This window comes from Streptomyces sp. NPDC001153 (assembly GCF_053598315.1).
Map to the genome: position 1 here is coordinate 1 of NZ_JBSFJZ010000067.1, position 19,676 is coordinate 19,676.

A 19,676-nucleotide genomic window follows, 5' to 3' on the forward strand; every position below is an offset into this window, starting at 1 on the left:
CTTCGTCCCGGCCCTGCGCCGCGACCGCGAAGAGACCCGCGAACTCGTCACCGCCCTCGCCCGCCTGCACACCACCGGCACCACCGTCGACTGGAGGGCGTTCTACGACGGGACCGGCGCCCGCCGCGTCGACCTGCCCACCTACGCCTTCGAGAAGCGGGAGTTCTGGCTGGAGACCTCCCCGGAGCCGACGGTGGCCGCCGATGCCACCGGGCACGGGCAGGTCGCCGCGGGACACCCGCTGGTCAGCTCGGTGATCACGCTGCCCGACGGCGGCGGTGCCGTCCTGACCGGGCGGCTGTCGACGGCGACGCACCCGTGGATCGCCGACCACACGGTCCTGGGCACCACCCTGCTGCCCGGCACCGGCCTGGTCGAACTCGCCATCCGCGCCGGCGACGAGACCGGAACCCCGCATCTGGAGGAACTCACGCTCCAGGTACCCCTCGTCCTGCCCGCCGACGGCACCGCGCTCGCCCTCCAGATCGTCGTCGGCCCCGCCGACGCCGACGGACGCCGGCCGGCGAGCATCCACAGCCGACCGGAGAACACCGACGCCGACTGGATCCGGCACGCCACCGGCACGCTGACCGCACGGCCCGCCGAGCCGGAGACGGACCTCACGCAGTGGCCGCCGGCCGGTGCCGAGCCGATCGACCTGGACGGTGCCTACGAGCGGCTGCTGGGACGCGGATACACCTACGGCCCGGTCTTCCAGGGCCTGACGGCCGCCTGGCGGTCCGGTGACGACGTCTACGCCGAGGTCACCCTCCCCGACCACGCCCACGCCGACGCCGCCCGGTTCACCCTGCACCCCGCTCTCCTCGACGCGGCGAGCCACGTGGACCTGCTGAACGAGGAGGAGGCCGGGACCACCCAGCTGCCCTTCGTCTGGAGTGGGGTGACCGTGCACGCGGCCGGCGCCACCTCGCTGCGCGTACTGCTGCGCCGGGTACGCGGCGAGGAGGTCACCACGCTGCGGGTGGCCGACGCCGAGGGCCGCCCGGTGGCCACGGTGGAACAGCTGGTGTCCCGGCCGGTCTCGCCGGAGCAGCTCGGCACGGCGGGCGGCCGGTCGGCCGACGGCCTGCACAGGTTCTCCTGGGCGCCCGTTCCGCTCCCGGCGCCGTCCTACGACGCGCTGCCGGTACTGGAGGCGGTCTCGGCGGCGGCAGGGAACGTACCGGAGCTGGTGCTGCTGCCCGTCGAGCCGGCCGCTCCGGGGGCACCCGGCGCCCGTGCCACGGTGCACCGGGTGCTGGCGGCGGTACATCGGTGGCTGGCGGACGAGCGGTTCGCCACCTCGCGGCTGGTCGTGGCCACGCGTGGCGCGATGGCCGTGACGGCGGGCGAGCGTCCCGATGTGGCCCAGGCTCCGGTGTGGGGTCTGGTGCGTGCGGCACAGGCGGAACACCCGGGCCGGCTGGTCCTGGTGGACCTGGACGACACGGCGGAGTCCGCGCGGGCGCTGCCCGCGGCCGCGGCGTCGGGCGAGCCGGAGCTGGTCCTGCGGGATGGTCAGGCCCGCGTCCTGCGCCTGGCGAAGGTCTCCGGCGGCACGGCTGCGAGCCCGTGGGACGCGGAGTCCACCGTGCTGATCACCGGCGGCACCGGCGGCCTCGGCGCCCTCGTCGCCCGCCACCTGGTCACCGCGCACGGCGTCCGCCACCTGATCCTGACCAGCCGCCGCGGACCGGACGCCCCCGGCGCCACCGAACTACGCGAGGAACTCACCACCGCCGGCGCCGCCGTCACCCTCGCCGCCTGCGACGCCGCCGACCGCGACGCCCTCGCCGCGCTCATCACCGCGACCGACCCCGCGCACCCCGTACGCGGCATCGTCCACGCGGCGGGAATCGTCGACGACGGGCTGATCGCCTCGCTGACGCCGGAACGGTTCGACAAGGTGCTGCGGCCGAAGGCGGACGCCGCCTGGAATCTGCACGAGCTGAGCCTCGAACTGGGCCTGGACCTCGACGCGTTCGTCCTGTTCTCCTCGACGACCGGATTCTGGGACAACGGCGGTCAGGCCAACTACGCGGCCGCCAACACCTTCCTCGACGCGCTCGCCCACCACCGCCGGGCCGCCGGCCTCGCCGCCGCCTCGCTCGCCTGGCACCTGTGGGAGGGCGACGGCATGGGAGCCGTCCTGGACACGGCCGTGTTCGAGCGGCAGCGCCGGCTGGGCACGCCGGCGATCACGCCGCAGGACGGGCTGGCGCTGTTCGACGCGGCGCTCGGCACCGGCGAGACGGTACTGGTGCCACTGCCGGTGGACACCGCGGCGCTCGCCGCGGCCGAGCAGGTTCCCGGGCCGCTCCGCGGGCTCGTCACCGCCGGCCGGACCCCGGCTCGGGCAGCGGCCTCGGCCGCGCCGGCGACGGCCGGCCCGGAGGCAGCGTCGGAGGAGTCCCTGGAGGAGCGGCTCGCGGGCCTGACCGAGGACGAGCAACTGCGGATCGTGCTGGACCTCGTACGCAATCAGGTTGCGGCGGTGCGTCACGACGAGCCGCACGCGATCGACATGAACCGCGGCTTCACCGAACTCGGCCTGGACTCGCTGGCCGCGATCGAGCTGCGCAACCTGCTGGGTGCCGAGACCGGGCTCAGGCTCCCGGCCACGATGATGTTCGACTACCCGAACCCCGAAGTCCTGGCGCGGTACCTGCTGGAAGAGCTCGCGCCGCCGCAGAGCGAGCCGGAGCCGGCGACCGGGGCGAACGCCGCGGACGCCACCCACAGCGCGATCGCGGACATGGACATCAGCGATCTGGTCCGTACGGCCCTCGGGGCCAGGAAGTCCGACTGAGGCGGAGACGGGAACAGCCATGAAGACGGAAGAGATCGTCGAGGCGCTGCGGGCGTCGTTGATGGACAACGAGCGGCTGCGCCAGGAGAACGAGCGGCTGGCGCAGGCCTCGGCCGAGCCCGTAGCGGTGGTCGGCATGGCCTGCCGGTTCGCCGGCGGCGCCGAGACCCCCGAGGACCTGTGGCGGTTGCTGATCGAGGAACGTGACGGCGTGACCCCGTTCCCCACGGACCGCGGGTGGGACGTCGACCGTCTCTACGACCCCGAGCACGGCGCCCCCGGCAAGAGCATCACCCGGCACGGGGCCTTCCTGCACGACGCGGCGGACTTCGACGCCGAGTTGTTCGGGATCTCGCCGCGCGAGGCCCTGGAGATGGATCCGCAGCAGCGACTGCTGCTGGAGACCGCGTGGGAAACGATCGAGAACGCCCGTATCGACCCGCACTCCCTGGCGGGCAGCAGGACCGGAGTGTTCACCGGGCTGATGTACCACGAGTACGAGGGCGCCAGCACGGGCGGCAGTCTGATCAGCGGCCGCATCGCCTTCACGCTGGGGCTGGAGGGCCCGGCGGTCACCGTCGACACCGCCTGTTCGTCCTCGCTGGTGGCGACGCATCTGGCCCTTCAGGCGCTGCGCACCGGGGAGTGCTCGCTGGCGCTGGCCGGCGGGGTGACGGTGATGGCCTCGCCGGAGACGTTCCAGTACTTCACCAAACAGCGCGGGCTGTCTCCCGACGGCCGCTGCAAGTCCTTCGCGGCGGCCGCCGACGGAACCGGCTGGGGTGAGGGAACCGGCATGATCATGCTGGAGCGGCTGTCCGACGCCAGGCGCAACGGCCGCCGGATCCTGGCCGTCGTACGGGCGTCGGCGCTCAACCAGGACGGGGCATCCAGCGGACTGACCGTGCCGAACGGGCCGGCGCAGCAGCGGGTGATCCGGCAGGCGCTGCAAAACGCGGGGCTCACCACCGCGGACGTGGACGCGGTCGACGCACACGGAACCGCCACCAGGCTGGGCGACCCGATCGAGGCCCAGGCGCTGCTGGCCACCTACGGCAAGGACCGCCCCGAGGACCGCCCGCTGTGGCTGGGCTCGGTGAAGTCGAACCTGGGCCACACCCAGGCGGCCGCCGGCGTGGCGTCCATCATCAAGATGATCCTCGCGATGCGCCACGGGACGCTGCCCAAGACCCTGCACGTGGACGAGCCGACCCCGCGGGTCGACTGGGACGCCGGACTCGTACGGCTGCTCACCGAGGCCAGGCCCTGGCCGGAAACCGGACGTCCCCGCCGGGCCGGTGTCTCCTCTTTCGGCATCAGCGGCACCAACGCCCACGTGATCCTCGAAGAAGCGCCCCACTGACGGGAGACCTCGTGCCTGCCACCGCGACCCCACCGACCCTTCAGAGCCTGATCGATCCTGCCGAGTTCCGCCGCGTACTGGGCCACTTCTGCAGCGGGCTGACCATCATCACGTCGCTCGCCACGGCACGCGGAGGAACGTCGGCGGACGAACCGGTCGGCTTCACCTGCCAGTCCTTCGCCTCGCTCTCCCTCGATCCCCCGCTGGTGACCTTCTCGGTCGCGCGCACCTCCACGACCTGGCCGAGGATCGAGCCGTCCGGCGCGTTCTGCGCCAACATCCTCAGCGCGGGCCAGGAGGCGCTGTGCCGCTCCTTCGCGGTCCGTGGCTCCGACAAGTTCTCCGGCGTCGCCTGGACGCCGGGCCCGGGCACCGGCTCGCCGGTACTGTCCGGGTCGCTGGCCTGGGCGGACTGCACCGTCGAGGCGGTGCACCCCGGAGGGGACCACTGGATCGTCGTCGGCAGGGTGCGCGCGGTCGAGGTCGCCGAACCCGATGCCGCCCCTCTTCTGTTCTACCGCTCTGCTTTCCACCGTCCCGCGGCCTGAACGTCCCGTCCGGGGCGGCACCAGCCGGCGCGCCAAGCAATCAAGGAGTACAACTCATGCGATTCGGTCTCATCTACCACCACCAGCTGCCCCGGCCCTGGGAGGAGGACAGCGAGGAGCGGCTGTACAACGAGTCCCTGGAGCAGATCGAGCTGGCCGACCGGCTGGGCTTCGACTACGCGTGGGCCACCGAGCACCACTTTCTGGAGGAGTACTCGCACTCGTCCGCACCGGAGGTCTTCCTCGCCACGGCCGCCGCCCGCACCCAGCGGATCCGGCTGGCCCACGGCATCGTGTCCCTGCCCTCCGCGGTGAACCACCCGATCCGGGTCGCGGAGCGTCTGGCCACGCTCGACCTGCTCTCCGGCGGACGTGTCGACTTCGGTACGGGCGCGGGAAGTTCGCAGTTGGAGCTGGGCGCTTTCGAGGTCGACCGGGACACCAAGAAGGAGCAGTGGAAGGAGTCCCTGGAGGTCGTCACGCGGCTGCTGACCGAGACGCCGTTCCGGGGCTTCGAGGGCCAGTGGGTGAACGTGCCGCCGCGCAACCTCCTGCCCAAGCCCAAGCAGAAGCCGCACCCGCCGCTGTGGATGGCGTGCAGCGCCCGTACCACCATCGAGACCGCAGCCCGCAACGGCATGGGAGCGCTGTCCTTCTCCTTCGTCTCCCCCGAGGAGGCCAAGGAGTGGGTGGACACCTACTACGGCATCCTCGAGTCCGAGGAGTGCGTCCCCGCGGGCAAGGCCGTCAACCCGAACTTCTCGGTCGTCTTCCCGTTCATGTGCCACCAGGACGAGGAGACCGCCCTCGACCGCGGTCTGGACGGCGCGCACTTCTTCTCGTACTCGCTGATGCACTACTACATCACCGGGCAGCACCGTCCGGCCGTCACCGACGTGTGGCAGGAGTTCCAGAACAACCGTGCCGCCGTGGGCCTGACCCGCGAGCCGGTCGGGCCGGCGGACGGCGAGGAGCCCACCCCCGAGGCCAAGGCGATGCTGGAGCAGATCACCTCGCTGCGCCGGGGCATCGGCACCCCCGACCAGATCGCCGATGTCATCCGTCGCTACGAACAGGCCGGCGTGGACCAGGTCATCTTCTCCGTGCAGGTCGGCAAGAACCGGCACGAGCACATCATGGAGTCACTGGAGCTGTTCGCCTCCGAGGTGATGCCGGAGTTCGTGGAGCGTCGTGAGGCGCGCGAGACGGCCAAGCGGGAGCGGCTGGCGACCGCGCTCAAGGAGGCGCTCGGCCGGGTCACCGAGAACACCACGGACGTCTCCGACTACGTGATCTCGCCCGAACTGGGGGCCTGAGGTGACCACGGAAACCGCAACGGCGGCCGGGGCGTCGATACGGCGGTTCCACCCCGCGCCGGAGGCCCCGCACCGGCTGGTCTGCTTCCCGCACGCGGGCGGATCGGCGTCCTTCTACTTCCCGGTCTCCCGCGCCATGTCGCCCGGTGTCGACGTGCTCGCGGTCCAGTACCCGGGCCGTCAGGACCGGCGGCACGAGCCGTGCGTCGACAGCATCCCGCGGCTGGCCGACCTGCTGGTCGACGAGGTGCGCCCGTGGTTCGACCGGCCCGTCACGTTCTTCGGTCACAGCATGGGGGCTTCCCTGGCGTTCGAGCTGGCGAGCCGGCTGGAGGCCGAAGGACTGGTGCTGCACGGCCTGTTCGCCTCGGGGCGCCGGGCGCCGTCCACCGTCCGGGACGAGCGGGTGCACCTGCTGGACGACGACGGTCTCATAGCGGACATCACGCGGCTCAGCGGCACTGACACACAGGTGCTGGGAGACCCCGAGATCCTGCGCATGATCCTGCCGTCGGTGCGGGCGGACTACCGGGCCGCCGAGACCTACCGGTACACGCCGGGGCCGAAGCTGCGCTGCCCGGTCTTCGCTCTCACCGGCGACGCGGACCCCCAGGTGACGCTCGACGAGGCGCGCGCCTGGAGCGAGCACACCTCGGGCGCGTTCACCCTGGGGGTCTTCCCGGGCGGCCACTTCTATCTCAACTCCCGCGCAGCGGAGGTGATGGCGGCGATCAAGAATCATCTCGTCTGAGGCCCGTGCCACGGGCCGTCCCCCGAAACCGCAGAACCCAGGCCATCCGCCTTCCCCCGTCGGTGGCCTGGGTTCTGCCTTGTCCTCGTCAGCCAGTCAGCGCCGCTCGGCGCGCAGGGGCTCGCCGGCGCTGTGCAGGTGCCGCAGTGCCTCGCGGTGGGAGGCGATCAGTCCGGTCTGGTGGTAGGGGATGCCCAGTTCGGCGCAGTACTGCTCGGTGATCCGCTGGGCCTTGCGCAGGGCGGGAGTGGGCATGCTCGGGAACAGGTGGTGCTCTATCTGGTAGTTGAGGCCGCCCATCAGCGCGTCGATGACGGCGCCGCCGCGCACGTTGCGCGAGGTGAGCACCTGGCGGCGCAGGAAGTCCAGCTCCTGGCCGTCGGTGACCATCTGCATGCCCTTGTGGTTGGGGGCGAACACCGAGCCGAGATAGAGGCCGAACAGCCCCATGTGCACGGCGACGAAGGCGACCGCCTTGCCGGGCGAGAGCACGGTGAAGACTGCGCCGAAGTAGACGGCGAAATGCGCGACGAGCAGGCCTCCCTCGAGGAAGGGCCGTTTCATCGACGGGGTGAAAAGAGCCCGGAAACTGCCGACGGAGAGGTTGAATCCCTCCAGCGTCAGCATCGGGTAGAAGAGCAGCGCCTGGTGCCGGCCGATGAAGGCCGGGAGTCCCCGGGCCACGCTCGCCTGCCGGCGCGACCACACGATGAGGTTGGGTGCGACGTCGGGGTCCTTCTCCTCGTGGTTGGGGTTGGCGTGGTGGCGGGTGTGTTTGTTCATCCACCAGCCGTAGCTCATGCCGAGGAGTGCGTTGGCGGCGATCAGCCCGCCGATCTCGGTGGGGCGGCGCCGCGAGAACACCTGCTTGTGCGCCAGGTCGTGGGCCGCGAGCCCCAGTTGTCCGAAGACCGCGGCCAGGCCGGCCGCGACGATGAGCTGCAGCCAGCTGTCTCCCAGTACGGCGAACGCCGTACAGCAGGCCGCCAGTGCGAGGACGACTGCGCCGAATCGCAGGGTGTAGTAGAGAGGGCACCGTTCCATCAGCCCCGCGTCGGAAATTCTGCGCGACAGGCGGGAGTAATCGCTCCCTGCTCCTCGGGCGACCGGCGGAATTTGCTCCGTGAGCACAGTGGGGTTCGCCATGCGACCCAGTATGTGGGCGGGTATTCCCCAGCATAATGGGATCCGACCCCTATTCCCGGCGGTGCGGACCCCGGCATGAATACGGGAGCACCCCTAATTCACGGTGGTTCGACCGGTGCCCCAGGGATGCTCCGCCGCGGCTGCGGACCGCTCAGGCCCCGGGCTCGAGCGGGATGGGGTCCCGAGGCCCCCCGGACACCAGTGTCAGATGCCGCTGCCCGGCCCTGCGCTGACGCGGCAGCACTCCGCGGACCGCCGGGGCGCCGCCGCCCGCGCGCGCCCCGGCCGACGTGCGCGGTACGGCGGACAGAGCGCGCGGCGCCGGAACCGGCCGGCGTCCCCGTGCCTCGGTGACGAGATCCAGCAGGGCGTCGGCGAACACCTCGATGTCCTCGGCCGTGTTGTCGTGGTGCACGGATGCGCGTACGGCCGTGACGACACCGCGCCGAAGCAGGTACAGCGGGGTTTCCTGGGCGACCGTCTTCCACACGGCGACCCCGTGGTCGGCGAGCCCGCGGCGCAGCAGCGCGGCCGGCAGTTCCTCGTGCCGGAAGGTGAGGATGCCGGACCGGGTTCGCCCCGGGTCGATCAGTTCGGTGCCGGGCACCTGCTCCACGGCGGCGCGCAGGACGGGGCCGAGGTCCTGGTGCGGGGCAGCCGTGGCGTGCTCGGCCAGGGCCGTGTTCAGCGCGGCGACGCGCGCGCCGTCCGGCACGGCCGGCGACGCGCCGCCGTTCGGCGCCAGGGCCTGCCGCAACTGCGGTGCCACATAGGCGAATCCGGCCGACTGCGGGCCGCGCAGGAACCTCCAGCCGTCCCCGGTGAGCAGCTGGCAGCCGATGCGGGCGACGTCCACGGGGAGCTGGCCGACGGCGTACGACGCGTCGACGGCGTACAGGCACCGGTGCGGGGCGAGGATGCGTCCCACGTCCTCCACGGGGTTGACGATGCCGCATCCCGAGGGGACGTACGGAACGCAGACCAGGGCGACGTCGTCGCCGATGTGCTGTGCCATCCACTCCAGGTCGAGGTCGCCGTCGTGGCGCAGCGGTACGACGTCCAGCCGGCAGCGGGTGCGGTCGCGCAGGGCGAAGAGCGTGGTGAGGTTGGCGGCCGACTCGTAGGGAGTCGTCCAGACGCGGTCGCCGGGACCCAGCGACAGCCGGGACAGCAGGGCGGCGAAGGCGTCGGCTGCGCCGGTGCACAGGACGGTGTCGCCGAGCGGCGCGCCCAGCAGCGCGGCCAGTCGCTCGTGGATCTCTCCGTGGAGGACGTCTTCCAGGCGTTCCTCCAGCTCGTACGGCCCGAACCGGTCCTCGTGGCGCGTCCATTCGGTGAGGACCGCGCGTACGGCGGCGGACATGCGGCCCACACCGGCCGTGTTCAGGTGGACCCTTCGGTCACCGTGCGACGTCGTGTTCACTTCCGGGGCCTCCCCCCGTGACTGAGGCAATTTGTTGCCGAGTAGTTGGCAATACCTTGCCTCCGGGAGTGGGGAGTTGGCAACATCGGGCAACAACGGCTCCGGCGGGACTCGAGTTGAGGGTCGGCAGGCAAGAGGCTCGGCCGCATCCGGCTCTCTCCACTAGGAGTTGCCAAGCGTTGCCAGAGCATCTCGAATTCTGCCAAGAAGCAGCATTTCCGCAGTTCAAGGCGACTTTCATCTGGCAACTCCGGTCCGCGGAACCCCCTCCTTGGGCGTTTCTGGTGGCCGCCTCGATCAGAAATCGACCAATTCCCCACCAATTCACGAGATTTGCTTGCCAACCTTCTTGGCAAGAGGTTGCCAAGCAACGAACACGGAATTGACACCGAGGAGCCCGCCATGAACCGCATCGCCCGGATCGCCACCATCGCCGCCACCGTCGCCGCCGCCGCCGCCTTCACCACCGCCGGTGTCGCCACCGCGGACAGCGCCCACCTCGGCCGGCCGGCCACCACCGCCAGCGCCAAGCCCGCGTCCATCGACTGGCCGATCGCCCCCGCCACCGCCAAGCCCGCGTCCATCGACTGGCCGGTCGCCCCCGCCGCCAAGCCCGCGTCCATCGACTGGCCGGTCGCCCCCGCCACCACCGCCTCCGCCAAGCCCGCCTCGATCGACTGGCCGGTCGCCCCGGCCGCCGCCAAGCCCGCCTCCATCGACTGGCCGAAGGTCGCCTCCGTCTGATGCGCGCCCGGGCCGCCGCGCCCGCCCCGTGACGCCCCCGCCGGCCACCGTGCCGCCGCGGGGGCTTCGGCGTTCCCGGAGCGGTGTCACCTCCGTCCCCGCTCCACCTCTGTTAGAGGAGCGGCTTCGATGCTGGCCCGGACCAGCGCGGCTGCGGTGAAGGGGCGGGTTCATGACGGAGGCGGAAAGAGCATCGGTGGCCAAAGCCCTCGAGGCGGTCCTCACCATCTGCGCGGTGGGACGTTCCCGGGCGGTACTGATCGAGGGCGCGGCCGGCTGCGGCAAGAGCCATCTCCTGGACGCCGTGGCCGAACGGGCCGCAGCCGCCGGAGCACTGGTCCTCACCGCCGCCGCCACCGAGCAGGAACGCCGGGTGCCCCTCGGTGTGCTGCGCCAACTGGTGTGCAGTGCACCGGTGTTCGCACTCGCCCGCACCGAAGCCGACGACGCCGTGCCCTCCGGGGAGGCGATGCGGGCGTTCTGCGCGGAGTTGTGCGACCTCGCCCTCGACGGGCCGGTGGTGCTGTGCCTGGACGACGTCCAGCACACCGACTCGCAGTCCCTGCACCACCTGCGCCATCTCATACGGCACGTCCGCCCGGCCCCGGTGCTGGTGGTGGCCACCGTGTCCGCCTCCACCGACCATGCTCAGGAGCCGCTGTTCACACCGGAGTTGCTCCGGCAGCCGCACGTCCGCCGTATCCGGCTCGGCCTGCTCACCCCGCAGGAGACGGCACAGGCCGCCGCGACACCGCCCCAGCAGTGGCCGGCCCCGGGCCGTCCGGGCCGTACTCCCGGCGAACTGCACTCCATCACCGGCGGAAACCCGCTGCTGCTGCGCGCCCTGCTCCAGGAGGACGCCGCCCACGCCGCCGACGCCGCCGTACGGCCCGCGGAGCCGGCACCCGAGGGCCCGTTCGCCGACGCCGTCCTCGCCTGCGTGCACCGCAGCGGACCGGGAGGGCAGGCGGTCGCCCGCGCGGTGGCGACACTGGCCGACCGCGCCACCGAGCCCCTGGTCACCCGCATGCTGGACCTCCTCGGCGCCGATGGCCCGCCACGGCCCCAGGACACCAGCGGCGCGCTGGCCGCCCTGCGCGCCTGCGGAGTGCTCGACGGCCTCCGCTTCCGGCACCCGTCCGTCGCCGCCGCCGTGCTCGCCGAGACGTCCCCGCGCGCCCGCGCGGACCTGCACCGGGGGGCCGCACGGGCGCTCGGCGCGGCGGGTGCCCCGGCCGGGGTGGTGGCGGACCACCTGCTCGCCCCGCTGTCGGACGGCATCCGCGTCCCCGTGGTCCCCGAGGACTTCGCCCTGCTCGTCCGGACGGCGGAGGACCTGCTGGCACCACCCCGCCCGGACCTCCCGCACACGCCTCGCACCACCCACACCCCTCCCCGGGCCACCCGCCTCGCCCACCCCGCCGCCGGCCGTCCCCAGGTCGCCGCAGTGCCCGGCGCGTACCACGCCCTCGAGGACGCCGAGCGTCTCCTCGTGCTCGCGCATCACGTCTGCCCCGACGAGGCCGAGCGTGCCGGTGTCGCGCTGCGGTTCGCGCGGCTGGCCGCGCGCCGGCATCCGGAGACGGCGGAGCAGCGGCTGACCGCGCTGGTCACGGGGCCCCGTTCGGCGCGGCCGGCCGGCTGGGACCCTGCGGAACCCGCCGCGATGCTGCTCGCCCAGGGCCGGGTCCCCGAGGCGGCCGCCCTGCTGGGCGGGACGGCAGGCCCCGGTGGGAAGGGCGGCCGTACCCCGGGCTCGCTCCTCGGCGCGCTGCTCGACACCCGCGCCGGTGACTGCGAGACGCTGCTGCGGACGGTGCCGTTGGCGGACGCCGCCTTCGCACCGCTCGTCAACGCCGTACGCACACTGCTGTACTCGGACCGGCCCGAGCGCGCGGTCTTCGCGAGCGGACGGCTGCTCACCCAGGCGGAGAGCAGCGGCGCGCCCGGCTGGCGCGCCGTCTGCGCGGATCTGCACGCGGAGGCTCTGCTGCGGGTGGGCGACGCGTCCGGTGCCCATGAGCACGCGACGGCGGCGCTCGACGCGCTGCCGACGACCGGCGGCGGAACCTTCCACTACGGTCCGGCCGCCGTGCTGGTCCAGGCCTGCGGCGCGCTCGGCCGCCACGACGAGGCGGCCCGGCACGTCCGGTACCCGGTGACCCGTCAGGCGCTGACGAGCCTGTACGGCCTGCGCTACCTGCGGGCCCGCGGACTGCACCAGTTGTCCCTGGGGCAGCCGCACCTCGCGCTCGCCGACTTCCGCAAGGCGGGCCGTGTGCTGCAGTCCTGGCAGGCGGACCGGCCGGCCCTGCTGCCCTGGCGCACGGACGCCGCGCAGGCGCTGCTGCGGATGGGCCGGCTCGGGCGGGCCCGGACGCTGGCCGAGGAGCAGCTCGCCCTGCCCGGCGCGACGTACCCGTGGGTGCGGGGCACCTCGCTGCGTCTGCTGGCCGCGACGGGCGGCCCCGGTCCGCGCACCGCCCTGCTGCGCGAGTCCGTCGAGCTGCTGCGGCGCTCCGGCGACCGGCTGGAGACCGCCCGCTCCCTGGCGGACCTCGGGCACGCCCTGCACGCCGACGACCGCCCCTCGCAGGGGGCCGCCACCCTGCGGGCCGCGTGGAACCTGGCCCAGCAGATGGGTGCGGTGGGTCTGCGGGAGGAGCTGTTGCCCGGGTCGGGCCGTCCGGCCACCGTGCTCACCGCCGGGGACGTGCCGCTGACCGATGCCGAGCGGCGGGTGGCGGCGCTGGCGGCGGAGGGGCTGACCAACCGTGGCATCGCGGCCCGGCTCGGGGTGACGGTCAGCACGGTCGAGCAGCATCTGACCCGCGTCTACCGGAAGCTGGGCGTCTCCGGCCGGGCGGACCTGTCCGCGCAGCCGGCCGGGACCGCACCCGTGCGCGGCTGACCACCGGCGCGCCCCGGCCGTTCTCCCTCCCTCACCTCGAACGTCCCGTCCCGTCCCCTTCCCCTGAAGCGGCTGTGCCGCGGAGGACCCTTCCTCCGCGGCACAGCCGCTTTCGCATGCCGGGACAGTCCGTCCCGTGCCGGACTTGGCAACTCCCGTCCCTCGGCTTGGCAACAATCCACCCGCGCCACCTGTGGTTCCATCGCCGCTCCACCGTTCCGAGACACCGCTTCAAGATGCCGTTGCCAGTATTCAGGCAAGGTTTTGCCAAGCCGGAAGGCGCTGTCGTAAGGAGCGGGTACTGATGTCCATCTCCGGCCTCATCGAGCAGCAGGTCCACGAGCGGCCCGACGCGATCGCGGTCGACTACCCCGAGCACGCCGACGGCCGCGGCGGCCGCCTCACCTATCGAGAGCTGAGCCGCGCGGCCAACCGCCTCGCCGCTCATCTGCGCGCCCGCGGTGTCGGCCACGGCGACCGTGTGCTGACATCGCTGCGGCCGGGTCCGGAGATGGTCACCGCGTTCCTCGGGATCGTGCGGGCCGGCGCCGCCTACGTGCCGGTCGACCCCGCCAACCCGGCCGAGCGGCGCCGGCTGATCGTGCGGGACAGCGCGGCCGCCGCGGTGCTGACCGAGGGGCCGGACGCCGCGGACTACGCGGGCCTGGACACGGTGGTCGTCGCCCTGGACGCCGAGGCCCCCGAGATCGCCCGGCGCTCCGACGCCCTGCCCGAGCGGACGGCCGGCCCGGACGATGCCGTCTACGTCTGCTACACCTCCGGCACCACCGGCACCCCCAAGGGCGTCGTCGTACCGCACCGCGCGGTGCTGGACTTCGTACGGTCCACCGACTACCTGCGGCTGACCCCCGCCGACGTGGTGGCCCAGGCCGCCAATCCCGCCTTCGACGCGGTCACCTTCGAGGTGTGGACGACGCTCACCGCGGGCGCCCGGCTGGTCGGCCTCGGCAAGGACACCGTGACCGACCCGGGCCGCTTCCAGGACGCGGTCCGCGCCCACGGCATCTCCGTGATCTTCCTGACGACCGCCCTGTTCAACCTGATCGCCCGGGAACGGCCGGCCGCCTTCGCGCCGCTGCGCACCGTCCTGTTCGGCGGCGAGGCCTGCGACCCGCGCCGGGTGCGCGAGGTGTTCGCGGCCGGCGCGCCCGAGCGGCTGCTGCACGTGTACGGGCCGACCGAGACGACGACGTTCGCCACCTGGCACCAGGTCAGCGAGCCCGCCGAGGGCGACCGTACGATCCCGATCGGCCGGCCGATCGGCGCCACCACGGCCGTGGTCGTGGACGCCGACGACACCCCGGTCGCCCCGGGCGGCACCGGTGAACTCCTGCTCGGCGGGCCGGGCGTGGCCCGCGGCTACCTGCACCGCCCGGAGCTGACCGCGCAGCGGTTCGTCGAGGACCGCTTCACCGGCACGGGTGGCGTGCTGTACCGGACCGGCGACGTGGTGCGGGTGGGCGAAGACGGCGCGCTGGAGTTCGTCGGCCGGGTGGACAACCAGATCAAGCTGCGCGGTTTCCGCATCGAACTCGGCGAGATCGAGTCGGTGCTGACCGCCCACCCGGCCGTGTCCGCCGCCGCGGTGTCCCTGCACGAGACCGAGGACGGCGACAAGCGCCTGGTCGCGCACGTCGTACCGGCCGCCCCGGCCGCGGCGGCGGAGGAGGACGCGCAGATCACCGAGTGGAAGGAGATCTACGAGGCGCTCTACGACGACGCGGCGGCCGCCGGGCTGGGCGACAACTTCACCGGCTGGAACAGCAGTTACGACGCCCTGCCGATCCCGCTGGAGCACATGCGGGAGTGGCAGAACGCCACCCTCGACCGGATCCGCGAGCTCCCGCGCCGCCGGGTCCTGGAGATCGGCGTGGGCACCGGACTGCTGATGGCCCACCTCGCCCGCGACGAGGAGGTCCAGGAGTACTGGGCCACCGACTTCTCCCCCGCCGTCGTCGCCGCGCTCAGCGCCCAGGTGGAGGGCGACCCGGTGCTGAAGGGCAAGGTCCGGCTCGACTGCCGGGGCGCCGAGGACACCACCGGGCTGCCCGCCGGCCGCTTCGACACGATCGTCGTCAACTCGGTGATCCAGTACTTCCCGAGCCTCGCCTACCTGCGCACCGTCGTCGAGCGGGCCCTGCCGCTGCTCGCCCCGGGCGGCTCGCTGCTCCTCGGTGACCTGCGCAACCTCGATCTCGCCCGCTGCTTCCAGACCGGCATCGCGCTGGCCCGGCCCGGCGCGGCCCGGGGCGACCGCGAGGCGCTGCGCCGCACCATCGACCAGCAGGTCGCCGGGGAGACCGAACTGCTGCTCTCCCCCGCCCTGTTCGACACCCTCGCCCGGGACCTGCCCGCCGTGCGCGCGGTCGACGTACGCGCCAAGCGGGGCGTGCACCACAACGAGCTGACCCGCTACCGCTACGAGGCGGTGCTCTGCACGGCCGAACCGGTCGCCGACCTCGCCACCGCGCCCGTCGCCCGCTGGGGCCTGGACATCTCCAGCGCCGCCGAGGCGGAGCACCGCCTGGCGGCCGAGCGGCCCGCGATGCTGCGCCTGGCCGGCGTGCCCAACCGCCGGGTGCACGACGAGTACACGGCCATGCACTCCCTCTACGACCCGCGCGAGAGCATCGACCTGGCCGCCCAGGACGCACCCGCACCCGACCCGGAGGCACTGTGCGAGGCCGCCGAACGCCTCGGCTACCGGGCCCTGCCCACCTGGGGCGAAAGCCCCGAACTCCTGGACGTGGTCTTCCTCGACCCCGACCGGATCCCCGCCGGCCCGCTCACCGGTGTGTACGCGGCCCCCGTCGCCGACGCCGTGAGCTGTGCCAACACCCCGACCGCCTTCGACCGCACCGGCGACCTGGAAGTCGCCCTGCGCACCCACCTCCAGGAACGGCTGCCGGACTACATGATCCCCTCCGCGCTGACGACCATGGACGCCCTGCCGCTGAACGCCAACGGCAAGATCGACCGCAAGGCCCTGCCCGCGCCGGCCATCACCGCCGAGGGTCCCGGCACCCAGCCCGGCACACCGATCCAGGAGATCGTCCGTGATCTGTTCGCCGAGGTGGTGGGCCTGCCCCGGTACAAGGTGCACGCGGACTCCGACTTCTTCCGCATCGGCGGCCACTCGCTGGCGGCGGCCCGGCTGCTGTCCAGGGCCCGCGAGACGCTGGGCGCCGACCCGGGCAGCCGGGCGCTGTACGAGGCGCCGACCCCGGCCGCGTTCGCCACGCTCGTCGGCGACTGCGCCGCCGTGGCGACCGGGCCGGGCGCCACGGCGGGCGACAGCGCGGAGTTCTCGCTGCGGCTGCGCGGCGCGCTGGACTCCCGCGCCCTGGAGGCGGCCCTGGTCGACCTCGGCCGGCGCCACGAGGCGCTGCGCAACTCCCGGCTCGGCGCGGCCGGCACCCGGTTGCGCACCCTCTCCGCCGACGACCACCTGCTGGAACTGGCCCTGCCCGCCGGCTCGGTCGACCCGTGGTCCCGCCTGCCGCTGGCCGCCGAACTCGCCCGGGCCTACGGAGCGCGGGCCACCGGTGACACCCCGCACCGCTCCCCCGCCGGGCTGGACGCGGCGCCCCGCGCCCTCTTCGGGGACGTGCCGCCCACCCCGCTGCCGGGCAGCGCGCCGCAGGCCGGCGACGCCTCCCACGGCACCCTGGAAGCCGAACTGGACGAGGAACTGCACGCCCGGCTCACCCGGTTCGCCGCCGAGCACGGCACCACCCTGTTCATGGTGGTGCACGCCGCGCTCGCCGCACTGCTGACCCGGCTCGGCGCATCCGGCCGGGTCACCGTGGCCGCGCCCGTCCCGGCCCGGGACACCGCCGCGCTGCGCGAGGCGGTCGGCCCCTTCGGCCGGGTCCTGGCCCTGTCGGTGGACACCTCCGGCGACCCGGCCTTCACCGAGCTGCTGCGCCGGGTCCGCGAGCGGGACCTGGCGGCCTACCGGGACGGCGAGGCGGCGCTGGCGGCGCTGCCCGGCGGGGTCGCGCTGACCGTGCTCCAGGAGTGCGCGGCCCGGTTCGAGGCGGCCGGGCTGTCCGTGCAGGCCGAGCACTGCACGCCGCCGGCCCCGGCCGCCGACCTGGGGCTGACGCTGACGGAGCGGCAGAGCCCCGCCGGCGTCCCGGCCGGCATCACCGTCACCGCCGTCTTCCGGCACGAGACGGTCGGCGAGACGGCCGCCGCCTCGCTCACCGGCCAGCTCACCGCCCTGCTGCGGTCCGCCCTGGACACGCCTGCCACCCCGCTCAGCCGGCTGCGGCTGCTGCCCGGCCAGGCCGCCGGGAGCGGGGTGTGGGCGGGTGCGCAGGTGCCGCTCGCGGAGCAGGACGTGGCCGCGCTGTTCGCGGCCCAGGTGGCGCGGGCCCCCGAGGCGCTCGCGCTGGCCGGCCTGACCTACGCCGAACTCGACGCCCGTTCCGACCTGTTGGCGCACGCGCTCATCGAGCACAAGGCGGGCCCGGGCACCTGTGTGCTCACCGCCCTGTCCTCGCCGGCCGGGTTCGCGGTGGCCGCGGTCGCCGTGGCGAAGACCGGTGCCGCGCTGCTGCCGGCCGACCCGTCGCTGGACCTCGCCGAGTCGCTGCGCCCGGCGGTGCTGCTGCTCGACGAGACCGCCGACCTGCTGCTGCCCGCCGTGCCCGGCGCGGCCCGGCTGGTCCGCGACGGTGCCGCCGACCGGCTGCCGCCGGCCGGGCACTGGCCGGTGGCCGACGCCGACCGGACCCGGCCGCTGCGCGCCGGTGACCCGCTGCTGCTGGTGCCCGGCGAGGACGGCACGGTCGCGGTGGGCAGCGAGGCGGTCGCCGCGGCGACGCTGGCCGCACCCGCCGACGCGGCCTGGCTGGTGCACGGCTACCCGGACGGGGACGCGGCGATCGGGCTGCTGAGCGCCCTGGCCTGCGGCGCCCGCGTGCACGTGCCGGACGGCTCGCTGAGCCAGGACGTGCCGCACGAGGTGCTGGGCTGGCTGCGGCAGCGGGGGGCCCGGGTGGTGCTGGGCGGCGCCGACGACGTGCTGTGCGCGCTGATGGCGCTGGCCCGGACCGAGGGCGCCGCGCTGACCGTCAGCGGTGGCTGGGCCGAGGGCAGGCTCGTCGTGGAGCGGGTGCCCGGCGCCGCGGCCCGGCCCGCCCCCGGATACCGCGCCTACCTCCTCGACCCGCTGCTGCGGCCGGTGGCCCCGGGCGAGACCGGGTCCCTGTACATCGCGGGCGCGGGCGTCGCCCAGGGCTACGCCGGGGCTCCCGGGGCCAGCGGTGAACGGTTCCTGCCCGACCCGTTCGGCGGCCGGGACGGCAGCACCGCCCGCATGTGGCGCACCGGCCGCGCCGCGCGCCTGGACGAGGACGGCAACCTGCGGGTGCTGGACGGCCCGGCCGCCGACGACCCGTTCGCCGACGAGTTCGCCACCTTCGTCGTACTCGCCGACGCGACCGGGCACCGCGCCCTGTGGCCCGCGACGGCCTTCGTCCCCGAGGGCTGGTACGAGACCCACGCCGAGGACATCTACGAGCTGTGTCTCGATCACATCAACGAGCAGCTCGGCGACCCGTTCTAGGTCGGCGGCCGGCCCGGCGACCGTTCCCGCGAGCACCCCCGCAGCCACCGACGACGCGCTTTCCCGGAGGATCCCATGACCGCCACCGACGACCGCCACCACGTCCTCGACCTCACCCCCCGCGAGGCCCGCGCCGCGCACGCGCTGGCCGCGGCCTGCCTGGAGTCGTACAAGGCGGCGGACGACCCGCGGTTCCTGGACGAGGCGCCCGTGCTCGCGCACGAGCTGCCGCTGACCGTGCGCCGCCACCTGAACTCGGCGCGGCGCGACGAGACCACCCATGTCACCCTGGTCTGCGGCAACCTGGTCGACCAGGCGGCGCTCGGCGCCACCCCCCGGCACTGGCGGGAGGCGAACACCGACGCGAGCCAGGTCCACGGCTTCCTGCTCGTGCTGTACGCGGCCCTGCTGGGCGATGTCACCGGCTGGGCCACCCAGCAGGACGGCCGGCTGGTGACCGACATCCTGCCGAGCAAGGGCTTCGAGAAGAGCCTGATCTCCGCCTCCAGCGAACTGGAGCTGGCCTGGCACACCGAGGACGCGTTCTCGCCGTACCGGGCGGACTGGGTGGGTCTGTTCGCGTTGCGCAACGAGAGCGGGGTGCCGACGACCGTCGCCCACGTCGACGTGCACCGGCTGCCCGCCCGGATCCGCGCGGTGCTGTCACAGCCGCGTTTCGTGGCCCTGCCGGACTCCGCGCACGAGTTCGCCGAGGGGGCCTTCGTCCCGGAGCCGGTGCCCGTCCTGGAGGGCCATCCGGACCAGCCGGTGCTCCGTGTCGACCGGGACTTCTTCCGCGCCCAGGACGGCGATCCGGAGGCCGCCGAGGCCCTCGCCCACATCATCGCCCACCTCGATGCCAACCTCACCGACGTGGTCGTTCCCACCGGCGGGATCTGCTTCGTCGACAACCGCAACGTGGTGCACGGCCGGCGCTCCTTCCGCGCCGGGTTCGACGGCGGCGACCGCTGGCTGAAGCGGGTCAACCTCGTCCGCGACCTGCGCCGCACCCGCCCCGGCCGACTCGACGGCTCCACCCGGGTCATCGGCTGAACTCCCGCGCGCCCCA

The 19,676-nt window shown here is 73.7% G+C and carries 10 protein-coding genes and 1 pseudogene; 9 read left to right on the forward strand and 2 right to left on the reverse strand.

The window, feature by feature from the left end; all coding sequences use genetic code 11:
• From ACWDEN_RS43670 to ACWDEN_RS43690, 5 genes and pseudogenes are all read left to right on the forward strand, one after another.
• The coding region (locus ACWDEN_RS43670) for a type I polyketide synthase (protein ID WP_450863544.1) at positions 1–2,809 on the forward strand (2,809 nt) is incomplete at its 5' end.
• A 19-nt stretch (positions 2,810–2,828) separates the two neighbouring features.
• Positions 2,829–4,166: pseudogene (locus tag ACWDEN_RS43675) on the forward strand (type I polyketide synthase); the annotation flags it as partial.
• 17 nt (positions 4,167–4,183) lie between these two features.
• Positions 4,184–4,720 carry a flavin reductase family protein gene (locus ACWDEN_RS43680; RefSeq protein WP_351612257.1) on the forward strand — a complete coding sequence of 179 codons (537 nt, stop codon included), beginning with the start codon at positions 4,184–4,186 and terminating at the stop codon, positions 4,718–4,720.
• 56 nt (positions 4,721–4,776) lie between these two features.
• Positions 4,777–6,036 (forward strand): LLM class flavin-dependent oxidoreductase, encoded by a 1,260-nt coding sequence (locus tag ACWDEN_RS43685; protein ID WP_351612254.1) that lies wholly within the window; start codon positions 4,777–4,779, stop codon positions 6,034–6,036.
• A gap of 1 nt (position 6,037) precedes the next feature.
• Positions 6,038–6,787, forward strand: a complete 750-nt coding sequence (locus ACWDEN_RS43690) for a thioesterase II family protein (protein ID WP_351612251.1) — start codon at positions 6,038–6,040, stop codon at positions 6,785–6,787.
• A 96-nt stretch (positions 6,788–6,883) separates the two neighbouring features.
• Here ACWDEN_RS43690 and ACWDEN_RS43695 read toward each other — a convergent pair whose 3' ends face one another.
• Both ACWDEN_RS43695 and ACWDEN_RS43700 read right to left on the reverse strand, forming a co-directional pair.
• Positions 6,884–7,933 carry a fatty acid desaturase family protein gene (locus ACWDEN_RS43695; RefSeq protein ID WP_450863547.1) on the reverse strand — a complete coding sequence of 350 codons (1,050 nt, stop codon included), beginning with the start codon at positions 7,931–7,933 and terminating at the stop codon, positions 6,884–6,886.
• Between the two features lie 151 nt (positions 7,934–8,084).
• A complete protein-coding gene (locus ACWDEN_RS43700; RefSeq protein ID WP_450863549.1) occupies positions 8,085–9,356 on the reverse strand; it encodes an aminotransferase class V-fold PLP-dependent enzyme in 1,272 nt (423 codons plus the stop codon).
• 402 nt (positions 9,357–9,758) lie between these two features.
• On the opposite strand from ACWDEN_RS43700, the gene ACWDEN_RS43705 reads away from it, so the two are divergent.
• The 4 genes from ACWDEN_RS43705 (at position 9,759) to ACWDEN_RS43720 (ending at position 19,660) form a co-directional block, all read left to right on the forward strand.
• The gene (locus ACWDEN_RS43705; RefSeq protein WP_450863550.1) at positions 9,759–10,100 is read left to right on the forward strand and encodes a hypothetical protein; all 342 of its coding nucleotides are present in this window, start codon (positions 9,759–9,761) and stop codon (positions 10,098–10,100) included.
• 172 nt (positions 10,101–10,272) lie between these two features.
• Positions 10,273–13,011: an AAA family ATPase gene (locus tag ACWDEN_RS43710; RefSeq protein ID WP_450863552.1), complete on the forward strand. Its 2,739-nt coding sequence runs from the start codon at positions 10,273–10,275 to the stop codon at positions 13,009–13,011.
• Positions 13,012–13,315: 304 nt separating this feature from the next.
• Positions 13,316–18,607 carry an amino acid adenylation domain-containing protein gene (locus ACWDEN_RS43715; protein WP_450863554.1) on the forward strand — a complete coding sequence of 1,764 codons (5,292 nt, stop codon included), beginning with the start codon at positions 13,316–13,318 and terminating at the stop codon, positions 18,605–18,607.
• A 75-nt stretch (positions 18,608–18,682) separates the two neighbouring features.
• Positions 18,683–19,660 carry a TauD/TfdA family dioxygenase gene (locus ACWDEN_RS43720; RefSeq protein ID WP_351612237.1) on the forward strand — a complete coding sequence of 326 codons (978 nt, stop codon included), beginning with the start codon at positions 18,683–18,685 and terminating at the stop codon, positions 19,658–19,660.
• The last annotated feature ends 16 nt before the right edge of the window (positions 19,661–19,676 follow it).